The sequence below is a fragment of the Kitasatospora hibisci genome, assembly GCF_043950205.1.
Lineage (GTDB): Bacteria > Actinomycetota > Actinomycetes > Streptomycetales > Streptomycetaceae > Kitasatospora > Kitasatospora hibisci.
In genome coordinates this window covers 6,577,191-6,602,033 of sequence record NZ_CP171642.1, presented here as the reverse complement: position 1 = coordinate 6,602,033, position 24,843 = coordinate 6,577,191, and the positions used below count along the sequence as shown (strand labels likewise).

Annotated in this window: 12 protein-coding genes; 5 read left to right on the top strand and 7 right to left on the bottom strand. The window is 70.0% G+C overall.

Features of this window, described 5'->3' with window-relative positions:
* Window positions 1-62: 62 nt before the first annotated feature.
* From ACF9IK_RS28960 to ACF9IK_RS28950, 3 genes are read right to left on the bottom strand one after another with little or no spacing between them, the layout of a single operon-like run.
* Window positions 63-1,244, bottom strand: coding sequence for a glycosyltransferase family 4 protein (locus tag ACF9IK_RS28960; RefSeq protein WP_395297018.1), 1,182 nt, complete (start codon window positions 1,242-1,244; stop codon window positions 63-65).
* Window positions 1,241-1,993, bottom strand: coding sequence for a hypothetical protein (locus ACF9IK_RS28955; protein WP_395297017.1), 753 nt, complete (start codon window positions 1,991-1,993; stop codon window positions 1,241-1,243). Before ACF9IK_RS28955 ends, ACF9IK_RS28960 begins: the two co-directional genes overlap by 4 nt.
* Window positions 1,990-2,688: a hypothetical protein gene (locus tag ACF9IK_RS28950; protein ID WP_395297016.1), complete on the bottom strand. Its 699-nt coding sequence runs from the start codon at window positions 2,686-2,688 to the stop codon at window positions 1,990-1,992. The genes ACF9IK_RS28955 and ACF9IK_RS28950 overlap by 4 nt, the downstream gene beginning before the upstream one ends.
* Before the next feature lie 707 nt (window positions 2,689-3,395).
* On the opposite strand from ACF9IK_RS28950, the gene ACF9IK_RS28945 reads away from it, so the two are divergent.
* From ACF9IK_RS28945 to ACF9IK_RS28935, 3 genes are all read left to right on the top strand, one after another.
* Window positions 3,396-4,844, top strand: a complete 1,449-nt coding sequence (locus ACF9IK_RS28945) for an IS1380 family transposase (protein WP_395292754.1) — start codon at window positions 3,396-3,398, stop codon at window positions 4,842-4,844.
* Window positions 4,845-5,343: 499 nt separating this feature from the next.
* The gene (locus ACF9IK_RS28940) at window positions 5,344-6,045 is read left to right on the top strand and encodes a transposase (RefSeq protein WP_395297015.1); all 702 of its coding nucleotides are present in this window, start codon (window positions 5,344-5,346) and stop codon (window positions 6,043-6,045) included.
* Window positions 5,999-7,090, top strand: coding sequence for an IS630 family transposase (locus ACF9IK_RS28935; protein ID WP_395292467.1), 1,092 nt, complete (start codon window positions 5,999-6,001; stop codon window positions 7,088-7,090). Before ACF9IK_RS28940 ends, ACF9IK_RS28935 begins: the two co-directional genes overlap by 47 nt.
* Window positions 7,091-7,386: 296 nt before the next feature.
* On the opposite strand, the gene ACF9IK_RS28930 is transcribed toward ACF9IK_RS28935, so the two are convergent.
* Both ACF9IK_RS28930 and ACF9IK_RS28925 read right to left on the bottom strand, forming a co-directional pair.
* On the bottom strand, window positions 7,387-7,980 hold the full coding sequence (locus tag ACF9IK_RS28930) for an SMI1/KNR4 family protein (RefSeq protein WP_395297014.1): 594 nt from the start codon (window positions 7,978-7,980) through the stop codon (window positions 7,387-7,389).
* Between the two features lie 198 nt (window positions 7,981-8,178).
* Window positions 8,179-9,555, bottom strand: a complete 1,377-nt coding sequence (locus ACF9IK_RS28925; RefSeq protein WP_395297013.1) for an IS1380 family transposase — start codon at window positions 9,553-9,555, stop codon at window positions 8,179-8,181.
* A gap of 193 nt (window positions 9,556-9,748) precedes the next feature.
* On the opposite strand from ACF9IK_RS28925, the gene ACF9IK_RS28920 reads away from it, so the two are divergent.
* Window positions 9,749-11,356, top strand: a complete 1,608-nt coding sequence (locus ACF9IK_RS28920) for an IS4 family transposase (protein WP_395297012.1) — start codon at window positions 9,749-9,751, stop codon at window positions 11,354-11,356.
* Window positions 11,357-11,564: 208 nt separating this feature from the next.
* On the top strand, window positions 11,565-12,941 hold the full coding sequence (locus tag ACF9IK_RS28915; protein WP_395292246.1) for an IS1380 family transposase: 1,377 nt from the start codon (window positions 11,565-11,567) through the stop codon (window positions 12,939-12,941).
* A gap of 512 nt (window positions 12,942-13,453) precedes the next feature.
* Here ACF9IK_RS28915 and ACF9IK_RS28910 read toward each other — a convergent pair.
* Both ACF9IK_RS28910 and ACF9IK_RS28905 read right to left on the bottom strand, forming a co-directional pair.
* Entirely contained in the window at window positions 13,454-14,008 is a 555-nt protein-coding gene (locus ACF9IK_RS28910) for a hypothetical protein (protein ID WP_395297011.1), read from the bottom strand.
* Window positions 14,009-14,038: 30 nt separating this feature from the next.
* Entirely contained in the window at window positions 14,039-24,775 is a 10,737-nt protein-coding gene (locus tag ACF9IK_RS28905) for a LamG-like jellyroll fold domain-containing protein (RefSeq protein ID WP_395297010.1), read from the bottom strand.
* Between the last annotated feature and the right edge of the window lie 68 nt (window positions 24,776-24,843).

The following is a 24,843-nucleotide window of genomic DNA, read 5'->3' as shown; positions in this document are numbered from 1 at the left end:
GCCCGGTCCCGGTTCCTGCGGGCTGGGCGTCGTCAGGATGCCGTCTTCCGTGGTCGCGCCGTTCAGGTGCGAGGGCCGGGCGGCCGGGTGGCCGCCGGCTCCGCGGAGGCGGGGTCGAGGAAGCGGGCGAGGCGGTCCGCGGTGGCGTCCCACGACCACCGGTCGCGTACCCACCGGCGGCCGGCCGCTCCCATCCGTGCCCGCTCGGCCGCGGGGAGCCGGAGTATGCGGGTGATCGCCGCGGCGACGGCGGCCGGGTCGCGGCCGTCGACGACGGAACCGTTCACGGTGTCGAGGACGGCGTCCGGCGCGCCGCCGGAGCGGCCGGCGACAACGGGCAGGCCGGCGGCCGCGGCTTCCAGGAAGACGATGCCGAGGCCTTCCGCTTCCAGGCCGGCCCGCCGGGTGCGGCAGGGCATCGCGAAGACGTCGGCCGCGGCGTAGGCGGCGGGCGTCTGCAGGTGCTCGTGTCCGCCGGCGAACACCACTGTGTCAGGCTCCGTGTGCCGTCGGGCCAGCGCGCGCAGCCGGCCTTCGTCCGGTCCCCGGCCGATCAGGACGAGCACCGCGTCGGGCACCGATCGCCGGACCAGGGGGAGCGCGCGGATCAGGATGTCCTGGCCCTTGCGCGGAACCAGTCGCGCGACGCAGAGGATCACCGGACTGGTGGCGCAGGACCCGCCGCTGCGGGGGCTGTCGTGCGGCCCGGGCCGGAAGAGTTCGGCGTCGACGCCGGGGACCAACCGTTCCAGCCGGGCCGAGGGCCCGAGTGCGGGAGCGATCCGGTCGCGGGTGTAGGGGCCCAGGTACGTGACGACGTCGACGCTGTCGCCGATCCTCCGCAGCAGCCGGCGGGCACCGGGGGTGCGGGCCCACCAGATCTCGTGGCCGTGCGTGGTGGCGACGGTCCGCCGGACGCCGGGGGCGAGGCGGCGCAGCCGGGGAGTCATCGCGGCGAGCGGCGCGGCGGCACCGAACCAGACCCGGTCCAAGCCGTGCGCCTCGGCGAGTTCGGCGGCCCGGCGGGTGACCCTTCCGGCGGGCAGCAGCATCCGGGCCGGGTCGCGGACCACACGGAAGGGTTGGGCGGCGTCGTGGCGGGCGGCGTCCGGCTCGTGGGAGGTGTAGACGACGACCTCTGCACCGGTCAGGAGCGGCAGCCGGGCGGCCACGGCCTGGACGAAGGTCTCGATTCCGCCCTGTCGGGGCGGGAAGTCGTTGGTGATGATGAGCGTGCCGGTCATGGGGCGGGTACGACCTCGAATCGGTGGGCGTGTGCAGGCTCGGGCGGGGCGGCGGGCGGTGGCGGCGGTGGCGGTGACTCGGTTGCCGAGGAACGGCTGGCAGGTGGCTCCGCTGTGCCGGGCTCCGTGGGCGGGACGCACGGGCGGTGGTGGTCGCCGACGGGGCGGTCCTGCTCCGGGACCGGAGGCGCGGGCCGGGAGACCGGGGCCCTGAGCCGGGCGAGGACGGCGAGGAGAACGGGCAGCGCGAGGTAGCCGAACCGTGAGGCCGGCGCGAGGAGGAAGGCCAGGGAGAGTCCGAGCGCGAGGCGATCGGCGGCGGCGACCGCGTGGCGGGGCGGGCGAAGGCGGAGCGAGGCTCCGACGGCGAGCCCTGCGAGGAGCAGCAGGGCGGACGCGAGGTGCCAGCCCGTCGGGCCGAGTTCCGCCAGCAGCCGCCCGGGCAACGGACTTCGCGCCGGGCTCGGGAGTTCTGCGCGGCCGGCGGGGAAGGCGAACACCTGCTGGAACACCGCCTCCGGTGACCGCAGCGCGGCGGGCAGGACGAGCAGGGCCGCACCGGCCGCGGCGGTGACGGAGGCACGCACCGCGGCCCGTCGTCCCGAGGTGGCCCCCAGCAGCGCGGCGGTCACCGCGACCGCGGGCCAGGCCGTCCACTTGAACGCGCAGGCCAGCGCGAGGGCCAGCCCGGCGCTGAACGGCCGGCCCCGGTCGGCCCGGACGAGCGCCAGGCAGCACAGACCGGTCATCGGCAGGTCGACCCCGCTGACGCACAGCGGCAGCGCAACAGCGGCGAGGCGACCAGTGCGGCCATCAGCAGTGGTGCACCGGGCCGCGACCCGCTGCTGAGGGGCCGGGTCGTGCGGGCGGCCGCCGCGCGGAGACAGCCGAGGAACACGGCCGCACACCACAGCCGCGAGTCGCCCAGCAGCCGGGCCGGCCAGCCGTCCGTCCCGAGGAGTGCGTGCGGCAGGCCGAACAGCGCCATGCCCGGAAGGTAGGGGTTGTACTCGGCAACGCTCTGCGGATCGGCAAGGTAGGGGGTGCCGTGCCGGAGCAGCAGGTCACCGGACCGTTCGATGACGTCGACCTCGCTCTGCCCCTGTCCCGCCGCGATCAGGACGAACAGCGGCAGGACGACCGCTCCGCCCAGGGCCACGGCTGCCGCCCGCGCGCTCGCCCGGCGCTCCGGCAGGACGAGCGCGACCGCCGCCGCCAGGTAGGCCGCACACGCGATCGATCCCCAGCTCCGGTGCGGCCCGAGCGAGGAGAACAGCGCCGACGCCCCCGCCCAAGCGGCCGCGGCCAGCCACCCGCCGGCCCACCACAGGCGCGGTCCGCCGGGAAGGCCCCGGCCGCGACGGCCGTGGAAGTGGCGACGGCCCGGGAGACGGCGGCGATCGAAGGAGCGGGGCAGGCCCTGACGGGGGTGGGGAATCAGCACCTGTCCATTGCAGCGGCGCAGGTCGGCGAGGTCATGACGGCCAAGTCGAGTCCTCCGGTCGGGTTTCCCCTACCACGGAGGGCCCCGGCCGCGGCCCCGAGCGGGCGCCACGTGCCCGGACCGCCCGTGCCACACGGCCGGAGAAGTCCACGCCGCGCCACCGATTGCCGGTCGGCGCCATGGCCGGCGACTTGGTGACCGACCAGGTGCAGACACAACAGGCCGAACCGACGGAGGAGGTTCTGCGCAGACTGCGCGAACTGTCCCGGCCCCGACACCGCCGCCGGGCGAAGCTCGGCAGCTTCCGTCTGCCAGGCGATTTCAGTCAGCGCTACGACTCAAAGGGCTCATGCGGTACCGAAGCTTTCCCGCGATGGCTGCCGACGAGCAGCGATCACGGCCCCGGGTCCGATAGACGGGGCGCCGGGCATCGACCCGTGACTTCCGCGCCTTCCAGTGTCGTGAACGCCAACTGTCCCAGAGACAGATGGGCCTTGGGCCGGTCGACGTTCGGAGCTCATGGCCTCAGCCACCGCCTCGACGTCCTTGATCAGCACCCATGTCGGCAGCGGCTGGATTTGGTTCAGACCCGAATCCGCAGGTAGTGCGGCGTACGTCGGGCTGATACGGCGACAGGTGCCCGTGCTGGTTTGAGATGATCGAGGTTCTCTACGCCTAACCACTCAACCTGCAAGGACACCTGTCTGGTGAAGAAGATATCGCGTCGTCGTACCGCCTCCCGCACCTCCGGCGGGCGCTGGACCAGGTTGGACGCTCGGGTGGGTGGGGTGGACGGGTCGCTGACCGAGAACGGCGGCCTGGTGCTGGTGGCCGAGCTGGACCGGGTGCTGGGGGTCACGGCCGCTCTTGACGCCGGGATCGGGCCGGTCAAGGTACGTGATCGGGGCCTGTCGGGTGGGGAGTTTGCGCTGGCAACGGCGGTGGTTCAGCTGACCGGCGAGGACCACCTGGTCGGCTTCGACCGGCTGCGCGCGGACGTGGTGGGCGAGGGGCTGCTGCCCGCGCCACTCCCGGCCGCGACCACCGCCGCCACCTTGGCGGCACGCTTCGGCCAGGTGCAGCGCGAGGGCATCGAGACCGCGTGCGCCAAGGTCACCGCCCGCGCGCTCGCCGCGCTGCCGGCCAGGGATCGGGCCCCGATCCTGTCCGGGTCGGTCACTATCGACCTGGACGCCAAGGACGTCGAGGTGTTCTCCACCCGCAAGGAACGGGTCGTCCGCTCCTACAAGGGCGAGGTCTCGGGGCGGGTGCACGCCGCGCACTGGGCCCAGGCCGGCACCGTCCTGGCCGCCGATCTCCTCGACGGCCGCTCGGACGGCCGCACCGTCGCCCCTGCCCAGATCGACCGGGCCGTGGACGCCGTGCGCACGGCCGGAGCCACCGGGCAGATCCTGATCCAGGGCGATACGGGCTACTACGCGGGGAGGGTCGCCGAGAAGATCGTCGCCCGCCGGGCGCTGTTCAGGCTTGCCGTACCGCGAAGCCGACCGCTGTGGCGGGCGGTGGCCGCCGTGCACGTCGACGACTGGATCGACGCCCTGGACTACCCGGCCGCGCAGGTCGCACTGTTGGACTACGCGCCACCCGGCTGGCCCGAAGGCACCCGGGTGATCGCGCGACGGGTGCGCTACGACGCCGCCGAACTGTCCGCCGACCCGCGCTCGCGCCGCTCGCGCACCGTCGGCAAGGACCAGCTCGCCCTGGTCCTGGAAGGCCTGGAGGAACAGGCATACGCCTACTCGTTCATCGCCACCAACGAGCCGTTGGACCTGGACGAGGAGGTCGCGGTGGCGGAGTGGGAGTTCCGCCGCCGCACCAGGATCGAGGAACTGTTCCGCGACACCGCGCACGGAGCCGGACTCAACCACCTGCCGTCCGGCTCCCACGCCGTCAACAGCATGTGGATGTGGGGCGCGCTGCTGGCCTACAACCTCACCGCCTGGCTGCAGACGCTCGCCCCGATCGGCCGGGCCCGCCGCCGCATCGCCACCGTGCGACGGCTGCTGATCCGCCGCGCCGCCCGCTGGACCACGACCGCCCGCCGCCACGAACTCCACTTCACCGCCGAAGCCCGCGAGCTGATCGCCAACACGCTGGCCCGGATTCGAGCCCACCGGCACCTGACGGCCACCTGACCTACCGCCCCTACCGGCCCGAACCACCCATCCCCGCCCTGGAAAGCCGTCCACCCGGCACGACAGCCGGACCGTCGGCCTACCCGGAAACCCTGAACCCGGGCCAACGGCCAGCACAGAGATCAACTGACGGACCGTCGGCCACTACCTGCGGATTCGGGTCAGACACGGATTTCGTGAGGACGATCGTGCTACCGCGCGCCGGGTGACGATCTGTCAACTTCGTTTGGATACTGACCGCGTGTGGCCCACTTTCCTTCTGCTTCCGCATCTCGCACGGGTACGGGTCGAGTGCATAGTGGTACGGAACGGCCTCGTGGTGATCGAAGCCTCCACGCCGGAGGACGGGTTCGTGCCGTGTCCTGACTGCGGGGTGCCGTCCGAGCGGGTCACAGCCGACGCGGCCGGCACCTGGCGGACGCACCGTGCGGTGGGCGGGGCGTGGTGATCGAGCTGTCAGTGGCGCCGGTGGTTCTGCGACAACACGGGCTGCCGCCGGGTGACCTTCGCCGAGCAGGTTGAGGGACTGACCTGCCGCTACGGTCGGCGCACGCCGGTCCTGCAGCGGATGCTCGCGGCGCTGGGCGTGGTCCTGGCGACCCGTGCGATGGCGCGTCTGATGCTCCTGCTCGGTGTCGTCGTCAGCCGGATGACGGTCCTACGCCTGGCCATGGCACTGCCGGACCCGATCTGGGAGGCCCCTCGGGTGCTGGGCGTCGACGAGTTCGCGACCAGGAAGGGCCGCCGCTACGGCACCATCCTGGTCGACTGCGAGACGCACCAGCTGCTTGACCTGCTGCCCGACCGGGATGCCGACAGTGTCGCCGCATGGCTGCGCGAGCACCCCGGCATCGAGATCATCTGCAGAGGCCGCGCGACGGTCTTCGCCGACGGCGCCCGCGAAGGCGCCCCGAACGCCCAGCACTGCGCGGACAAATGGCACGCCTGGCGCAACCTCGCCAAGGCCGTCGAACGCCTCGTCTCGCGCCATCGCGCCCTGCTGCGCGACCTGGTCGAACCCCAATCGCCGGGACCGGAACCCGAGCCCGAGCCACCGAGTCCAATACCCGCGGCCGCCGAGACAGCCACGGACAGCGTTGTGAACGTCCCTAGTGTCCTGAGTCTTAGAAAAGCTATAGAAGTATGCTGGGCTCATGGCACGCATGGGTCGACCGACGGTCGACGTGGTTCTGACGGATGACGAGCGTGAGACGTTGCTGCGCTGGTCGCGGCGGGCGACGTCCGCGCAGGCTCTGGCGCTGCGTTGTCGGATCGTCCTGGCGTGTGCTGACGGGCTGTCGAACACGCAGGTGGGTAAGGAACTTGGGATTCATCCGACCACGGTGGCCACTTGGCGCAAGCGGTTCGCGGCCCAGCGGCTGGAGGGCCTGGCCGACGAGAAGCGGCCGGGTCCTGCCCGCACGGTGACGGACGAGCAGGTCGAGGACGTGATCGTGCGGACTCTGGAGACAACGCCGAAGGGCGCCACGCACTGGTCCACTCGTGAGATGGCAAAGCAGAGCGGGCTGAGCCAGTCGACGGTCTCGCGGATCTGGCGCACCTTCGGCCTCAAGCCGCACCAGGTCGACACCTTCAAGCTGAGCAAGGACCCGCAGTTCGTCGAGAAGGTCCGCGACGTGGTGGGTCTTTACCTTGATCCGCCCGAGCGCGCCATTGTGCTCTGCGTCGATGAGAAGTCGCAGATTCAGGCGCTGGACCGATCGGCCCCGGTGCTGCCGATGATGCCCGGTATGCCCGAGCGCCGCACCCACGATTACCTGCGTGGAGGCGTCACCACCTTGTTCGCGGCGCTCAACACTGCCACCGGCGAGGTCATCGGCTCCCTGCACCGCCGCCACCGCGCCGCCGAGTTCAAGAAGTTCCTCGCGAAGCTGGACAAGGAAGTCCCCGCCGAGCTCGACGTCCACCTGATCTGCGACAACTACGCCACCCACAAGACTCCTGCCATCCAGAAGTGGCTGCTCGCGCACCCGCGCTTCCATATGCACTTCACGCCGACCAGCTCGTCCTGGCTCAATCAGGTCGAGCGCTGGTTCGGCCTGCTGACGGACAAGCAGATACGGCGTGGGGTCCACAAGAACGTCCAGGCACTCGAGAAGGACATCCGCGACTGGATCGCCCACTGGAACGAGGACCCCAAGCCGTTCACCTGGACCAAGTCCGCCGACGAGATCTTCGAACGCCTCGCCGGCTACCTGAACCGCCTGCCGAACCCCAAACCCTAGATATGCACCTCTTCCGAGACTCAGGACACTAGGACGCCAACGATCAGCCCCCGACGCGATCAGCTCCAGTCGGACCCGACTGGATGGACAGGCCGGCGCTGTCGGCCGCCGTCATGGCGTCGCTGGATTGTCCATTGGACAGTGCGACGAACGGCGTGAAGCGCCCAGCCATGCCGCCAACAGTTGTCCTTGGCAAGGTGGCAGTGGAAGCAGACGGAACCGAGTCCGATGTAGCCGAGGGCCGCGGCCCTCGGCTGCGGAGACCGGGCAGGCCCGCCGCCAAACAAGGTGGCGCGTCAGCTCCTCGGCCCACCTGTCAGCGGATCGAGCCTCTCGCGAGACCTCTGCCGCCGGAGCCGCCAGTGGACAAAGCGGGGAGACTCGCAGCCCCAAGCAAGGGTGATGCCGACAGGACATGGGCTGATCTCGGCAGTGAGCATGCCGTGGAGGAACTCAGCCATGCCCATGCCGTAGACCTGGGGCGCGCCGCCATTCCTGCTCAGAACGAGGACTGGCCATGCATCAGGATTGTCACCCACCGTCAGCCAGGCGAGGGTGTCAGCAGTGGAGGAGCCGCCCCATGCGACGATCTGATCGGCGGAGCGCACCTCGTCGGTCGGCTCGCCGTCCTCCTCGAACAGCCAGCGCGCTTCCTCTGTCAGATCGCGCAATCCCGGCTTCGGGGCGTCCGGCGGCATCAGCTCGTCGGGGGCCCCCACGAAGATGCACGCCTCGATACTTCCTTCCCCGTATCGCGTGATGAACTCAACGTAGTCGCGCGGGAACCGGAACCCCCACGCCGACTCTACAGCCGCCCAGTCACCGGACTCACCGGCCCCCACATGCGGAGGCATGAGTTCCAGGAGTCTTCCGATCTCAAACTCGCGCACAATCGACCCCCCTCACTGAAGCCTAACCTCGATCTTGCATGACGGTTCGTCAGCTTGGCTGGCGGGCCGTTCTTGCTTTGCGGGGTCTGTGTTTGCGCCATGCGGGTATGGCGAGGGCCCGGCTGTCGCGTCGGGTGGGCGCCGGGTTCCACGGTTCCGGTGGTGAAGTGCTCGTCGGGACAGGGGTGTTGTTGCTGGTCAGCCTGGGTTTGGCAGGGCGTGGAGGCGTTCGAGTGCGCTGGTGATCACGTCTGTCCAGGGCCAGTGGCCGGCGAGGCGGAGGTAGCGGCGGCGGCCAGTGGTGACGAGCTGGGCGGCGGCGGAGAACAGCCGCAGCCGCATGCGCTTGGGCTCCCACCGGCGAGCGGTACCGGTCAGGGCGAGCATCGGCATCCAGGCCAGTAGGTCGAGCGCGATCTGGACGATCTCCAGCCAGACCTGGTTCTGGGCGGCGTCGCGCAGGGGCAGGTTGCGCAGGCCGGTGTCGCGGGCGGCGCGGATGCGGTCCTCGGCGCGGGCCCGCCGGCGGTGCCGCAGCTCCAGGGCCGCGATCGGAACGTCGGTGGTGTTGGTGGCGAAGCAGGTCAGCCGCATCCCGTCGGCGTCGGTGAAGCGCAACTGGGCTCCGGGGTGGGGCCGTTCCTTGCAGACGATCAGCCGCATCCCCTTCGGCCAGCCGGTGAGGACATCGCCGGCGAGTTCGGCGACCCAGGCTCCGTCACGGATCTCTCCGCCGGGTTCGACGGCCGGCGTCCAGGCCCAGGCCGGGATCTTCAGCACAGCCTGGTGGATGGCGTCGGTGATGGTCATCCCCACCGAATACGAGAGCCACCGGCCGCGTGCGGCGAGCCAGTTGAGGAAGTCGTGGGTGCCACCGGCGGAGTCGGTGCGGATCAGGGTGCGCCGTCCGCGCCGGTACTTCTTCGGCAGCTGGGCCAGGGCCACATGGGCGGCGGCGATGTGGTCGGCGGCGGTGTTGCTGCCCGCGTTGCCCGGCCGCAGCAGGCCCGCGACCGGCTCACCGGAGCCCTCCTGACCGTGGTCGACGAACGCGAACAGCGGGTGGTGGCCGAAGGTCTTCTTCCAGGTCGAGGCCGCGTCCTGCTTCTCGGAGTGGGCCAGGACCAGTACGCCGTCGATGTCCACGACCACGTCGCCGTTCGCATCCGGTGCGGCCTGGCCGGCCAGCCGCCAGACTCGCTCGCGGACGTCGGCCCGTGCCCGCCGGACGGCTGCCAGTGCCCGTGGTCCGGCTGCGGCGAGGGTGTCGACCAGCCGGGAGACCGTCGGGTCCGAGGCCACCGCCCCGAACACGCCGGGCTCCGACCGCAGCATCGCCACGTCCGCCAGGCAGTCACCGCCCAGCGCCACCGTCAGTGCGAGATCCAGCAGGATCTTGCCGGGGTCGTGCACTGCCCTGGGCTTGCGCCATGGCGCGAGCGCCGCCGACAGTGCATCGGCCAGCCCTGCCCTTCGGGCCGTCTCGACCAGCAGGACCCCGCCGGCCTGCGAGACGACCCCGCTGCCGCCACCCGATACCCGCACACGTGGGTAGGACCCGATACGCTTACTCACCTGGGAAGTGCCTCCGACGGGCGTGGGAACAAGGGCCTAGACAATCCTCATTCTCGCAGGTCAGAGCAATGCCGGTGAGTTAGTCCGTTTCCGCAGGTAGGTGGCATGTTGATGCCCGTTCCGGGCGGATAAGTCCCTCGGCGTGGTCGGGTGTTCTGCCACGATCTGATGATTCGCCAGTTGATCTCGGGACGTGACAACGGAGCTCCCGGTAGGACATGAGATCGACCAAGATCCGAGTGTCCGCTTGGGAGCTCCGTTGGGTGCTCAGTCTGCCATTGCCTGCACCACGCCTGCCACGACGACGGCGCGTCCGGATCCCGGGCAAGGTCCCGAGAGGCGGGCGGAACCACTGTTCGCGGACAGGATCCGGCTCGGGGTGCTGACCGAGGAGATCACTCCTGAGGTAGTGGATGAAGTACTGGAGTTGACCGGACGCGCCGAGCGTCGGCGCCGACTGCTGCCGGCCCGGGCGGTGGTGTACTTCGTTCTGGCTCTGTGCTTGTTCAGCAGCTCGGACAGCACCGGCCCGCCGGGCTATCGGCTGGTCTTGCGAGCCTTGACCGAGAAGCTGCGGCACCTGCCGGGCGGACGTGTGCAGCACCTGCCAACCAGCTCGGCGCTCACCAGGGCCCGCCAGCGGCTGGGCGCCAAGCCCCTCCAGGCACTGTTCGAGCGCCGGTGCGGCGTGCTGGCGACGGCTGCCTGCCCGGGCGCGTTCGCCTTCGGCCTGCGGCTCGTGGCCTGGGACGGCAGTGCCCTCGACGTGCCGGACACGCCCGAGAACGCCGCAGAGTTCGGATTCACAGGCCGAGAGGGCACCAACAAGAGCGGGAATCCCCAGGTCCGGCTGATGTCCTTGATCGAGTGCGGCACTCACGCCGTCATCGACGCGGCCTTCGACTCCGTGGCCAGGTTCAGCGAGCACAAGCTCGCCCGCCGCCTGCTCGCCTCCCTGCGGCCGGGCATGCTGCTGCTGGCGGACCGCAACTTCGCGGGACACGAGCTGTGGGGCCTGGTCGAGGCCACCGGCTGCCACCTCCTCTGGCGGATCAAGAAGAACCTCGTCCTCCCGCCGCTGTGGGTCCTGCCCGACGGCTCCTACGTGTCCGTCATGCCCACCCCGGCCGAGGGCCAGCGCCTGGGCAACGCCCGCTTCCACGGCCGAACCCTGAAGGGAGTGCCCGAAGGACACCTCGTGCGCGTCATCGACTACACCGTCACCGTCCGGCCCGCCGGCGGCCCGGCCCAGGTCGAGAAGTTCCGCCTGACGACCAGCCTGCTGGACCACCGGCTCGCTCCCGCACGGCAGTTGGCCGAGCTCTACCATCAGCGCTGGGAGATCGAGAACGGCTTCGCCGAGTTCAAGAACCGCCTGCGGGGAGCCGGCTTCATCCTCCGCTCCAAGACCCCCGAGCTCATCTGCCAGGAAGTCTACGCACTCCTCACCGTCTACCAGTCCCTGTGCGCGCTCAAGGCTCACGCGGCAGAACAGGGCGAGATCGACCCCGACCGCATCTCGTTCACCGCCACCGTGCAGCTCGCCCGGCTCAAGGCCACCGGACAGGCAGCGGCGAGCCCAACCGAACTGCGCACGGCCCGGGCTGAGGTGGTCCAGGAACTCCTGCACGACCTCCTGCCCTCCCGGCGGGACCGCCGCTGCCAACGAATGAAGAAGCCGCCGAGGAACACCTTCGAGGCCAAACGACGAGATCAGCCCCGCCCGCCGAGCAACGTCAGCTACTTACTCAGGGTCACATGGAAACCCCGACACCCGCCCTCACCTGCGGAAACGGACTAACCTCGCGCTTTCACGAGCGGCGCTGTCCGAGGCTTGATCAAGAGAACGAGGAGTGCCACTGACCTGGGACGATGGGACTTGTCTAGCCTCGCGCTTTCACGAGCGGCGCTGTCCGAGGCTTGATCAAGAGAACGAGGAGTGCCACTGACCTGGGACGATGGGACTTGTCTAGGGTCCTGATCATCCTCAAGAGAGCTGCACTCCTCAGGTGAACAAGCGTAGTGGGTTGTATCCGCGTGTCCGTGTCCGGGGCGACGGTGAGGGGGCGGTCTCACAGGCCGGCGGGGTTCTGCTGGTGGAGACCGCCCGCCGGATCGGCCTGGACACCGCGTTGTCGGCGGCGCTGGAGCCGTGGCGCAAGCCCCGGGCGGTACACGATCCCGGCAAGGTCCTGCTCGACCTCGCCCTGGCCGTCGCACTCGGCGGGGACTGCCTGTCCGACATCGGCGTGCTGCGGGCCGAGCCTGCCGTGTTCGGCCCGGTGGCCTCGGATCCGACGGTGTCCCGGCTGGTCGACGCCCTTGCCGCCGCCGGTCCCCGCGCGCTCGCGGCCGTCCGGCGGGCACGGTCCGAAGTCCGGCAACGGGTATGGAAGTTGGCCGGTCAGGCCGCGCCGGACACCGGCAGCGAGGTGATCGTGGACATCGACGGAGTGCTGGTTCTGGCGCACTCCGAGAAGGAGCACGCGGCTGCGACCTGGAAGAAGACCTTCGGCCACCACCCGCTGTTCGCGTTCGTCGACCACGGCTGTGAAGGGTCCGGCGAGCCGGTCGCGGGCCTGCTGCGGCCGGGGAACGCGGGCAGCAACACCGCAGCCGACCACATCGCCGCCACCCGCCTGGCTCTGGCCCAGTTGCCGAAGAAGCACCGACGCGGACGGCGGACCCTCATCCGCACCGACTCCGGCGGCGGCACCCACGAATTCCTCAACTGGCTCACCGCACGCGGCCGATGGCTGTCCTACTCCATCGGGATGACCATTACGGAAGCGATCCACCAGGCCGTGCTGCTGGTTCCCGCCTCTGCCTGGACGGCGGCCGTCGAGCCGGACGGGAAGATCCGCGACGGCGCCTGGGTCGCCGAACTCGCCGGCGACGTCCTCAAGGGCTGGCCGAAGGGCATGCGGCTGATCGTCCGCAAAGAACGCCCGCACCCCGGCGCCCAGTTGCGCTTCACCGACGCCGACGGCATGCGGCTGACCTGCTTCGCCACCAACACCACCCACACCCCGATCGCCGTCCTGGAACTGCGGCACCGACGGCGCGCCCGGGCCGAGGACCGCATCCGCGCCGCCCGCGACACCGGCCTGCGCAACCTGCCTCTGCACGACGCCGCCCAGAACCAGGTCTGGCTGGAGATCGTTCAGATCGCCCTGGACCTGCTCGCCTGGATGCCCATGCTCGCCCTGACCGGCGACACCCGACGCTGGGAGCCCAAGCGCCTGCGGCTTCGCCTGTTCTCCGCCGCCGCCCAGCTCGTCGCCACCGGCCGCCGCCGCTGGCTCCGCCTCGCCCGCCACTGGCCCTGGACCGACGTGATCACCACCGCGTTCGACCGCCTCCAAGCTCTGCCGCAGCCGGGCTGACCAGCGACAACGCCTCTGTCCCAGCGAGAACCACACCCCCGGAGTCGTGGAACCCGGCGCCCACCCGACGCGACAGTCGGGCCACCGCCCTGCCCATCACCAGCCCGAGAAGCCGAAACGGCCCGGCGGATGAACCGACGGACCGTCACGAAAGATCGAGGCTAACTCACCGGCATTGCAGGTCAGAGGCACTTTCTGCTTTGCCGATCACCTGCCGGACAGCCCACCTCATGAAAGCGCGAGGCTAGATCCTCCAGGACGGTCGGCAGAGGGGCGACGGCCTGCACCACGCGATGCAGGCCGTCGCCCACATGCGCACCTTGCCCGAACCGCATGAACCAGCAGGTCGCGACACACACCGACCTACCTGAAGCCGACCTTCAGTAAAACTTAGGACCGCCGCGCTCCGGCAGAAATCATCAGTCCTACCTGCCCGGCCGCCTGCCAACGGCTCTGGTGGGGGCGCCGGTTAAGCCCCAGTGGTGGAGGGTCTCAGCGCCCCGGCAGCGCAGCTATTCCACCCAGGTCCAGTCGCCCTGGTACCGACACAGCGGCTCGTCGGGATTGGCCGGCGCCACTTCATCGGCATACGCGTACGTGCCGTCGAGGACGGCAAGAAGGAAGGCAGCGAACCCGCCGTCGAACCGGTCCCACTCCTCCAGGCTCCGATAGAACGCGACCACCGGCCAAGCGTCAGGATCCTTGCCCTCAGTCAACCAAAAGAACTGGTCCGCATTGAGATTGGAGCCCCAGGAGAGGAGCCCACCAGGCTCAGGGTGTACGGGATACGGGCAGTCCGAGTCGGAAGCCAGCTCGGCGGCGATGCCGCCTGTGGTCGCGCGCACGAACCCTGGGAACCCGGCGATTACCCCACCTCCGTCTGGTCGCAGGGTCGGCACCCAGACAGATAGTTCTCCGTTGACCCGGATCGACCCGTACCGATCAACGAACTCCCTGTAGTCCGCAGGGAAGACAAACCCGACCTCCGCGAGGGAGTGCTCCCAGGGTGTAGCCGTGGGCCACCGCAAGGGCTCGCCGAGGATTCGAACCAGGCGCTCGAGCTCCATACTCATCCTTAATCCAGTGATCTAAACCTATCAGTTGCCGAGAGATATCGCCTGATTCGCATCATTCAGGCGCGCATTGTCCACATAGGTGTACTCCATCATGTCAGGTACTCCGTTCCGATGCTGACTGTAGGCCGCCAAGGAGAAGCCGAAGGGGATGGTACTGGTGGGAGCGTTATAGAGCGGGATGACCGTGTAGTCAACGATTTGCCCCTCCCTCATGACGTCGCCCACGTGCTTCTCGAACTCCCGGAAGCTATCCATTTCGCCCGTGTTCGTACCTTGCTGGAAGCAAGGCGCAAGGTTCTTCCTGTTCGTCCCGCTTCCGCCCAACTCCCGAGCAATGAAATGGCAGCGGGCCAATGGGTCCTTATTCAGCGAAAAACCACCGTTGGCCGCGATGGTCTGAGCCTCCCGCCAGCCAGTAATGATATTGGTGGTCGCACGGGTTCCCCGCCGGCCGTTCGGAGCCCCCGCCAGGCATGCATGAGCGCCAGTCGGGCGCTTCGTGACTGGTGCACCCGGAGTCGCGTTGGGGTCGGCCACATCCTCCAGGTCCCAGTAGTCGATCCAGCCGCCCTTGCCACCGTTGTCGGTCTCCGCACCTGCCGGGCGACGGTCCAGGCAGCTGGGAGCCTTGTCGGGTCCGCTCTGGTCCGGCTGAGGACCAGAGGTGGCCGCGGTGGGAGTGACGTTCGGGACGAGCAGCACCATGGCCAACAGGTCGACGCTGTTGTAGGAGGCGGAGATGACGTTGAGGATGTCGTGGGGGTTCCTGGGAGACCAATCGAGCTGGGGAACCGGGCGCTCGACCGAGGTCTTGGTCGGATCCCACAGGGGCTTGGGGGGCTCGGCCTTGGGAGCAGCCGGGCGCGCGGGTGCCTTGCCCTTGGGCGGGGCAGGGCGGGGCGATGTCTTGGCCCGGTAGCAGGACTTGCAGGCCTGAGGCTGCTGGGGTCCGGAGCCTCGGTTGGGAGTTCCGGTGGGGCTCCCAGCGGGCAGGCCTGTCGGGCTCTGGGGCGCGGAAGTGGGGGAGTTGGACCTCCACCGGTCCCGGGCTTCCCTCTTCTCCTGGTAGATGTCGCTGCCTGCGTAGTCGCTCGGCACGGAGCCGTAGCCGTATCCGCCCCAGCCCACGGCGTTTGCACCGCCGAGGGAGAAGCCCGGCCTAGTGAAGCCGCTCGACGAACCCGGCGCGCGGTAGCCCTGGACATTGGGGACGTACGGTTCGGCGGGTGCGGCGGGCTTGGCTGCCGGCGCCGGATTGGCTCCTGGCTTAATCGTGATGGAGCCACTGAACCTGCCGCCGCCACCACCGAACGAGATGCCGCCACCGGGCCCACCTTGCGGCTGCACGACAACCGGGCCGTTGGCAGGGTTGTCATTGCCGATGATGGCATGGTGTCCAGTCGGGTCCGTGCCGCCCAGCGGGTTGCCGTTGGCGTAGGTGTAGCGGTTGGCCTGGATGGACGGGGACGGGGTGAGCTGCCAGCTGTCGCGGCTCGTGAAGCCGCCGGTGCCGGGGCGGTACCAGCGGGCGTGCATGTTGACGTCGCCCGTGGTGGGGTCGGTCCAGCCGCTCTGGTAGCCGAGGCTGGCGCGGGTGCCGCTGGTGGCGGTGGGGTTGCCGAAGGGGTCGTAGGTGGTGGCACCGACCAGGGCGGTGCCATTGGTGTCGAGGGTTGCGGTGGCGTCGGTGTGCTGGTCCGTGCGGATGCGCACGTTGGACGCACCGTTGGTGGCTCCGAGGAGGTTGCCGGCGGCGTCGCGGGCGTAGCTCCAGGTGCCGTCGCTGGTGAGGTTGTTGGAGCCTCCGTCGTAGCTGAACTTGGCCGCGTTACGGGTGGTGACCCGGTCCAGGCCGTCGTAGGTGTAGGCGGTGGTGCCTTCGCCGATCAGGCGGCCGAAGGCGTCGTACTTGAGGGTGTCCTCGGTGCCCCCCGTGGTGACCCCTGCCAGGGTTCCGCGGGCGGTGTAGCGGTAGCTGCTGGTGCCGTCGGAGAGCAGGCGGTTGCGCTCGTCGTAGGCGGCGGTGGCGGTGCCGTTGCCCGTGCGGTTGCCGGCCGCGTCCCAGGTGTAGGGGGTGGTGACGCCGCCGGCGGTCCAGGAGGTCAGGCGTCCGGCCTGGTCGTAGCCGTAGGTGTTGTCCTTGACCGGGTCGGTGGCACCGCCGCTGACGGTCTTGCGGGTCAGCTGGTCGTCGAGGTCGTACTCGTAAGAGGTGCCGGTGAGCTGGTTGCTCGTGTTGCCGCCGACAAGGACCTGGTCGCTCGCGAGCCGACCGAGCGGGTCGTAGCCGAGGCGGCGCTCGGACATCGACTTGAACGTGGTGGGGTCGGCCGGGTCGGGCGCGGCGTACCACTGCCGGCTGAGGCGGCCGTCGCCGTCGTAGCCGTACCAGTTCTGGGTCTGGGTCTGGGGGTTGTGTGCCCAGTCCAGCTGGCCGTCGGCCTTGTAGCCCATGACGGTCAGGCCGGTGTCCTTGTCTTGGCGCTTGGTGAGGCGGCCGTCGCCGTCGTACTCCCAGGTCTGGCTCGGGACTGCCAGGTCACTGCCGGCCGCTATCAGCTGGCCACGGTCGTTGTAGGCGTACGACTGACCGTTGAGGCCGGTCGAGTTGTGCTTGACCAGGCGGCCGGCCTTGTCGTACGTCAGCTCGCGGTCGGTGGTGGCCGCTTCGGCCCCTGCGCCGGTCTCGCGGACCAGGCGACCGGCCGGGTCGAAGGACCGGGTACGGGTGACGCCACCCGGCTCGGTGACCTTCACGGCCTGGCCGGCCACGTCGTACACGGTGGTCCACGTGCGATCGGCGGCTGCGGGGTGTGCCGCGGTGGCCGGCTCGACGGTGGACTCGGGCAGGCCCCACGGGGTGAAGGTGTAGGTGGTGCGGTTGCCCTTGCCGTCGGTCAGCCTGGTCCGGTTGCCGGCGGCGTCGTAGCCGAACGTGGTGGTGATCGACTGCCCGGAAGCCACCGGCTCGGTCAGCTTCGCGGCACGGCCGAGCGGGTCGTACTCGGTGCTGGTGACGGCTCCGGTGGTGGGGCTGGTGCTGGTGAGCAGTCGCCCTTCGAGGTCGTAGCCGGCCGTGACGGTGCGCAGCACGGTGCCGGCCGGGTCGAGGTCGTCAGTCGCGGTGGCGTTGCCGAGGCCGTCGTAGCGGGTGCGGGTGGACTCGCCGAGCGGGGCGACGGCCCGCACGGTACGCCCGATGCCGTCGTACTCGACCTTGCTGACCCGGCCGAGCGGGTCAGTGGCGGTGACGGGCTGCCCGGCGACGTTGAACGTGGCCGTGCTGGTGCTGCCGGCCGGGGTGGTGACGGCGGTACGGTTGCCGGCATCGTCCCAGGTGAACTTGGTGGTCAGGTTCTGCGCGCTCGGCTGGCGTTCCACCAGGGTGGCGGTGAGGGTGCGGCCGAGTTGGTCGTAGGTGGCCTCGGTGCGGGCACCGATCGGGTCGGTGGCCGAGAGTTGCAGGCCGGTGGGCGTCCAGGTGGCCGTCCAGGTGGGCGGGTTGTCGTCGACCGGGGGCTGGAGGCCGCCGAGCGAGTTCGGCTCGACGCGCAGGATCTGGTGGTCGAGGCGGTCGTAGCCGAAGGTGGTCCTGCGGCCGGCCGGGTCGGTGCTGGCGACGATGCGGGAGAGCTTGTCGTATTCGGCCCGGCTGACAGGGGTGAGCGGTGTGGTGGCGCCCGGCGGGGTGTAGTCGGGCAGGCGGACCTCGGTGGTCCGGCCGAGCTTGTCGACTGTGGTGCGGATGGTGTTGCCGAGCGGATCCTTCGCCGAAACGGTCTCGCCGAAGGCGTTGTACCCGAGGGTGCTGGTCGGTCGGGTCGTGGTGGCCGTACCGCCCGCGCTCTCCACGGCGACCTGCGGCGCTGCGGTGGCGGTGCTCCGGCCGAGCGCGTCGTACTGGTAGGTGGTGGTGTAGGCAGCGGGGTCGGCACCGGACGCGTTGCCGTTGGGCGGGGTGCTGCTGATGAGCAGGCCGCGCTGATCGTAGCCGAACGTGCTCACGGCGGTCGGACCGCCGGTGGAGGAGGAGAGCTGGCTGCGGGTGAGGCGGCCGGCGGTGTCGTAGGTGTTGGTCTGGACGCTGTTCTCGGTGTCGCTGATCTTCAGTGTCGTGGAGGTGACACGGTCGTCGGCGTCGTAAGTGGTGCTGGCGGTGCGCTTGAGCCCCGCCGGGTCGACGACGCTGCCGGTGACCCGGCCCGAGGCGTCGATGGTGCTGACGACGGTGGTGCGGCCGCCGCCCGTTGTCTGCTTGACGAGGTAGCCGGCGCCGTCGTACTCGCTGGCCGAGAGGACGATCGAGTGGCTGGTGCCGTCGGCCTGCGTGACGTTCTCGGCCTTCGTCGTGGCGGGGAGGCCGTCGTCGAAGTAGGTGTAGCTGGTCACGGAACCCATGGCGTCAGCGATCGAGGCCAGTCGACCGGCCGGGTCGTAGGCGCGGGAATCGAGGGTGAGGTCGCGGGTGCCCTTACCGTCCCCGTTCCAGCCCTCGGCCACAGTCGTCGCGAGCTGACTGCGGGGGGTGTACGTGTAGCGGGTGACCTGGCCGAGCGGGTCGGTGACGCTGGTGCGCCGACTCAGGGCGTCGTAGCCGTAGCGGGTGACTCCGCCGAGCGCATCGGTGTCGGTCTCCACGCGGCCTGCGTCGTCGTAGGTGGTGGAGGCCGTACGGGACCCGTCGGTGCCGACGATGTCGGCAGTGGTCGAGCTGGTGAGGCGGCCGTCTGCGTCGAAGACCACGGTGGTCTTCGTCTGGTGCTCGGCCCCGGAGACGGCGTCCGCCACCTTCGGGCCCGTCTGTGCCACCAGATGGCCGAAATCGTCGTACTCGTACGTGGTGGTCACCCCAGCCGGCTGGGAGTCCGAGGTCTCGGTCGCCGAGGTCTTGCGGCCGGCGTTGTCGTAGCCGTAGGTGAACGTGAGACCGCTGGGCATGGTCGAGGCCGCGAGGTCACCGGAGGCTCGGTAGGCGTAGGTGGTGACGGCGCCCCCGGCCGTGGTTTCGCTGGCGAGCAGCCCCGCCGGCACGGTGCCGCCGCCGACGGCCGCTTCGCTGCCGGTGGTGTAGCTGGTGCGCGTGGTGCGGCCGTCGGGCCGGGTCGTGGACTCCGGCAGGCCGAGCGCGTTGTAGGAGACGGTGGTGCGGTAGGTGTTGTCGGACGGTCCCGAGGAACGCGCGTCGCGGGTCTCGACCGGCTTGTCGTTGCGCGGATCGCGCGGGTTGTCCTTGTCGTAGAAGTAGCTGGTGTAGGACGTCCAGCAGGAGTTGACGTCACGGCAGGTGGTGAGCGAGACCGTGTTGCCGCGCCCGTCCTGGCCGCTGACGGTGGAGTGACCGTTGGGGTCGGTGACGGTGTGGACGAAGCCGCCCGTGTCGTAGGAGTAGCTGGTGGTGCCGCCCGCCTCGTCGGTGCGGGAGATCAGGCGGTTGGCCCGGGTCGCGTCGTGGATGTCCGTGGAGACGTTCCCGGCCGGGTCGGTGAGCGTGACCCGGGAGGCCAGCTCCGTGGCCGAAGAGGTCGACCGGGCCTGGTAGTGCGCGGCGACGCGTTCGGCGCTGAGCGGATGCTGATAGAACGCGACCTCGTCGAGCTGCCCGTTCAGCCAGGACCAGCCACCGGTGCCACCGGGCCAGTTGCCGAGCCAGCCGCCACCGAGCGTGATGCGGTTCATGTCGAGGTGGTTGACGGTGCCGGCGGCGGAGCCGACGAGCGTCCCGTCCAGGTAGAGCGACTGCGTGCCGTGGTCCGCGCTGACCACGGCGTGGTGCCAGGAGCCGTCGGTGACGGCGCCGCCTGAGGTGACGGGGGCACCGCTGATGCCCGAGAACACTCCGCGCAGGCGTCCGTCGGTGCCGACGTAGAGCACCGGCACAGTGTTGCCGCTCGTCGCGTTGCTCTCGTTCAGAAGCACGCCCGGCCCGGTGGTACGGAACCACGATTCGGCTGCGAGGTCCGTCTGGGCCTGGAGGATCTGCGCGGGCAGGTCGACGTAGGAGCTGTTGGTGCCGTTGAACTCGACGGCGCGACCGTCACCCGGGCCGAACACGCCGGTGGTGCCGGGCTTGGCTCCGGAGGTGTAGGTGCCGTTGCCCTTGATCGCGCCGACCTCGCTGGCGGCGGTGGTGCCGCTGGTCTCGTCCAGGCGCCAGTAGCCCCCGGGCGAGTCGGCCACGACGGCACCGCGGTAGCCGACGCCTTGGCCGGCCACCTGGGCGCTGCGGGCGCGGTAGTGGGCGACGACGTCGGTGTCGGTGAGCGGATGCTGATAGAGGGCGACCTCGTCGACGGTGCCGTCGAAGTGGCTGATGTCGCCGGGTCCGGCAGGCCACATCTTGGCGAAGCCCGCGCCGATGTAGGTGTGGCTGTTCGACTGGAAGTCGATGGCGCCCGTCTGGGTGCCGAGGACCTTGCCGTCGAGGTAGAGGGTCTGCGCGGTGCCCTGGACCGAGAGCACCGCGTGGTGCCAGGCGCCGTCCGTCACGCTCGTCGGGGAGGTGACGCCTTCCGGTGCGGTGCAGCAGAAGCGCCCGCGCAGCTTGCCGTCCGTGCCGACGTACATGACCGGGGTCCAGGTGCCGCCGACGCCGGCGGGGTCGTCGATCTTCCGGCTCTGGTCGCCGACCAGCACGCCGGGCTTGGTGGTGTTGAACCAGAGTTCCACGGCCAGGTCGGTCTTGGCGTGGAGCACGTCCTGCGGGACCTCCATCTGGGCGGAGGAGCCGCCGTCGTAACGGGCGGCGGTGTCGTCGGTCGGTGCGAAGACGCCCGGTGCCTTCTTGGTGACGCCGTCACCGTAGGTGCCGGCCAGCCCGGTGCCCACCTCGCTGGCAGCCAGCGCGCCGTCGCGCTCGCCGAGGCGCCAGTAGCCGGCCGGGTCGGAGGCCTTGACGGCATTGCTGTAGAGGAACGAGCCACCGGTGAAGGTCGGTTCGGAGATCTTCCAGTCGCTGCCGGCGGAGTCCGTCACCGTGGTGACCCGCTCCGTGGTCTGGTCGTAGGCGACCCGGGCGCTGGTGCGTCCGGTGGGCAGCACCGTCTTGGTGAGCTGCGAGCTGCCGTTGCGCAGGGCGTAGTGGTCTGCGACGGTCTGGTCGGTGAGCGGGTAGTCGTAGACCGCGACCTCGTCGAGCTGGCCGTTGAACCACGACCAGCCCCCGTTACTGCCGGGCCAGTTGCCCTGCCAGTTGCCGGTGTAGCCGCCGCCGAGGTAGGCGCGGTCCATGTTCAGGTGGTCGATGTCCCCCGCGGTGGTACCCACCTTCACGCCGTCCAGGAAGAGCGCCGTGTTGTCCCTGGCTGCGGAGAGGACCACGTGGTGCCAGGCGTTGTCCGCAACCGAGCCGCTCGTGGTGACCGGCGCGCCGGGGCTGTTGAACTTGCCGCGCAGCTTGCCGTCCTCGCCGACGTAGAGCGCCGGGACGACGTTGTACGGGTCCTCGTTCATGGCACGGTTCTGGTACGTGAGGATCACACCGGCCGTGCTGGTGCGGAACCACAGTTCGACCGTGCGGTTGGTCGAGGCGCTGATGGTCCGGTTCGGCAGCTCGATGTAGGAGCTGGACTGGCCCTTGAAGGTCATCGCATGGTCCGCGCTGCCTCCCAGTGCCCCCGGAGCGCTCCGTACGACGTCCTTGCCGTCACCCGGCGCCCGGTCGCTCACCCGGGCGTCGTTGGCGACGGTGCTGCCGTCGGAGTCGCCCAAGCGCCAGTAGCCGCTCGCACCGGCGTCCTGGACGGCCGTGCGGTAACGCGAGCCGGTGCCGTACTCGTACACGGTGCAGCCCTGGTCCGCCGCAGGCGTCACGCCGGGCGGGCACACCTTCGTGAGCTGGTCTCCGCTGTACTGGTACGACCAGCCGCCGGTGGAGCCCGAGCCTGTGACCGTGGTGACGTGACGGCCGGTCCACCCCAGGTTGAGGTAGCGGCCGGAAGCGGTGTCCTTGACCTGGACCAGGATGCCACCGGAGTAGACCAGTTCCTGGGAGTGGCCCGCGACGTCCGTGATCCTCGTCAGCCTCCCGTCGGGTCCGAAGGTGTGCACCTTGCCGCCCCGCTCGGTCAGCGTCCAGCCGCCGTCATCCGTCTTGCGCAGGTCGGCCGCCATACCGCTGCCGGCCACGTAGGCGTTCTTCCCCGCGTCCCAGCCGAACCGGGCCCGCGAGCCGTTGCCCGCGGTGAGCAGCACATTGCCGGGCAGGGAGAGCCAACTGCTCGTCTCGACCTGGATGCGCATGTCCCACGGCGTCGTCCAGCCGGCGCCGAACGCGCCGTCGGTGCGGGGGTCGAGCGAGTTGTAGCTGCGGGTCACGGACAGCTCGGGGCCCACCGTCGGCATGGCGGCGTCGGTGGCCGCGGTGGTGTAGTTGCCCACGGCGGTGTTGAAGCTGCGCCCGGCGTCCGGGCCCGCCGTGTACTGGTTGGGCTGCGGCAACACCGTCCTGATGTACGAGGGCGCCGACTTCGGACTGGGGAGGTCTCCGTCGCCGACCTCGGCGTACCAGGCGTACTGCTCGTTCCAGGTCAGCCATCCGGCGGGCACGACGAAGCGCGAAGGCTGGTGCCAGGAGCTCTGCTTGCAGTCCACGCGGGCATCCCCGCCCACCACCCGGCAGACCTCGAACCGGTAGTCCACGTTGCTCGCCGGAGCGCGGTCAGGGTCCTGGCCCTCGGCGGTCAGCGTCGGCTGGAGCTGATAGACCACGGTCCCCGAGGGCGGGGCGAGGCGGGTGAGGTGCGGCGGCACGTTGACGGACGAGATCTCGATCGCGACCGGCTGAACGCCCGCGTCGGCCCAGAAGTTGCTGGTCTGGAAGTCGTCCATGGTGAACGCGACGGTGTACCGCCCCTGCGGGAGGGTGCGGATGTGCGCGTCGATCACCACTCCGCCGCCGGGAGGAACGTCGTTCGGCATCGACGTCCACGCGATGTTGGTGCCGTAATTGGTGATGTTGTTGCCCCACTGGTCGAACAGCAGGTACGACATCTTGTAGTTGCTGCCCGGGGTCCAGGTGTCCATCCCCCGGTTCCAGGCCCGCAGGCGGACGATGCCTTCCTGGGTCATCGTCACCGGCTGCTGGAGACCCCAGAGCTCGTAGTCCGCACCGTACTTGGACCAGGTGACGTCCAGCACCGGCTGGCCGCCGTTGTTGTCATCGCTGCCGAACTGCTTCCAGCCGTCGGAGTCCCACATGTCGGCCTTGACCGCCAGACCGTAGTTGGGCGTCCAGTGGTGTGTCCAGGAGTTGACCAGGTTCCGCCCCTCGGCGCCCAGGTCGATCGCCTCCCAGGCCTGGCCGCAGACCCAATCGCTCGACGCGCTCGGCCGCCAGCCGTGCGCGAAGGCAGGAGCCGCGAGGGCCGGGCCGGTGGAGGGGCCGGGGAACGACCGAAGCGACCCCTCCCACCAGTCGGACGTGATCTGGTGGATGCTCACCGTTCGCGACCGGCAGCTATTGGACCAGCCGTTGAACAGGGAGAGGCTCACACCGAGCACATTGGCGTTGCTGAGCGTGTTCTCGATGCCGTTGAAGCGGACGTAGGACTCGGCCTGGTGACCGCCGCCGTCATACGTGCCGACCTTGAGCACGGTGTCACCGGAGAAGTCCTGGTTGTACGGGGACTCGATGTAGGTGCCGTCGACGGCCTTGATCGACGAGAGCGACGGGTCCACCTTGATCGGGTAGACGCGCTCGGGTGCGTGCAACCAAGCCTCGTCCAGCTTGACCTTGAGTGCCTGACCACCGTCGAGCTGGACCAGCTCGTAGCCGACACCGCCGGAGATCACACCCTCCTCGGTGTTCGGCGCGAAGGCCGAGTCCTGCATCCACCCGGCCGGCATCCGGCCACGCACCCCGCCTACGGAATCGGTGAACAGCACTGCGCCGTTGGCGTCCAGCGATGCCGTCACGCCCTGCAGGCGGAGCGGGAACACCCACTCGGTCGGCGCGGTCGCAGCCTTGAGAACGAGGGTTTCCTTGAACGAGGAACTGCCCGCGAGGAACGTGACGTCAGCCTGGGGGCGCGCGTCCCAGTACGTGATCGTGGAGCCCTGGGCCGTGCCCTGCGAAGAGCTGGCGCCCTGGAGCGCGTAGCCGACCGACACGCCGTCACCGAGCTGGAGTCGGACCAGCGGGTCGGCATTCGCGGCGAGTGCGAGCCTGAGCTCGCGTTCTCCCGAGGTGGTGGTCCATCCGTCCTGTACAGGTGCCGCGCGCCCGGCCGTGGCCTTGCCGGAGGGAATCAGGGTGGTGTCAACGGCCGCCCACGATCCGTCAGCGTGACGGAAGTTCACCGGCGTGGGGTAATTGCGAGAGGTGAAGGTGCCGTCGGGGTTCTGGAAGGTCCGCTGCTGCGCAGTACGCTGCTGCGGCAACTCCTTGCTCTTCTGCGGATCGAAGCCCTTGGCATGGCCGGGGGTTTCGGCCGCCTTGCCTTGCGGCTTTGCCGGGGCATCGACCGTTTTGGCATCCGTCGCGGGGAGCGTGGCCGGCGGCGGTATGACGCCCGAACTCGGTACGGGAGCCGACGGCTTCGCCTCCGGCAGCTCGCCGGGCGCAGGCTCGGCACCCGGCTTCCCGCCATCCGCCTCGGCACTGGTCGAGTCCGCGGTGGCGTCGTGGCCATGACCGTCCGCGCTTCCCTGCCGCTGCTTGGGAAGCGGCCCGGGGTCGGTAGGCGCGGTGTCGGAGGCCTGACGGGCAAGCTCTTCGGCAGCCGTCGCCCCCTCCGCCGCCCCGAGGACGACCATGGCCATGGACAAGACGATTGCCAGCAAACGGCGGAGCACGCGGGAAACCACCAGACAGTCAGGACCCAGCAAAG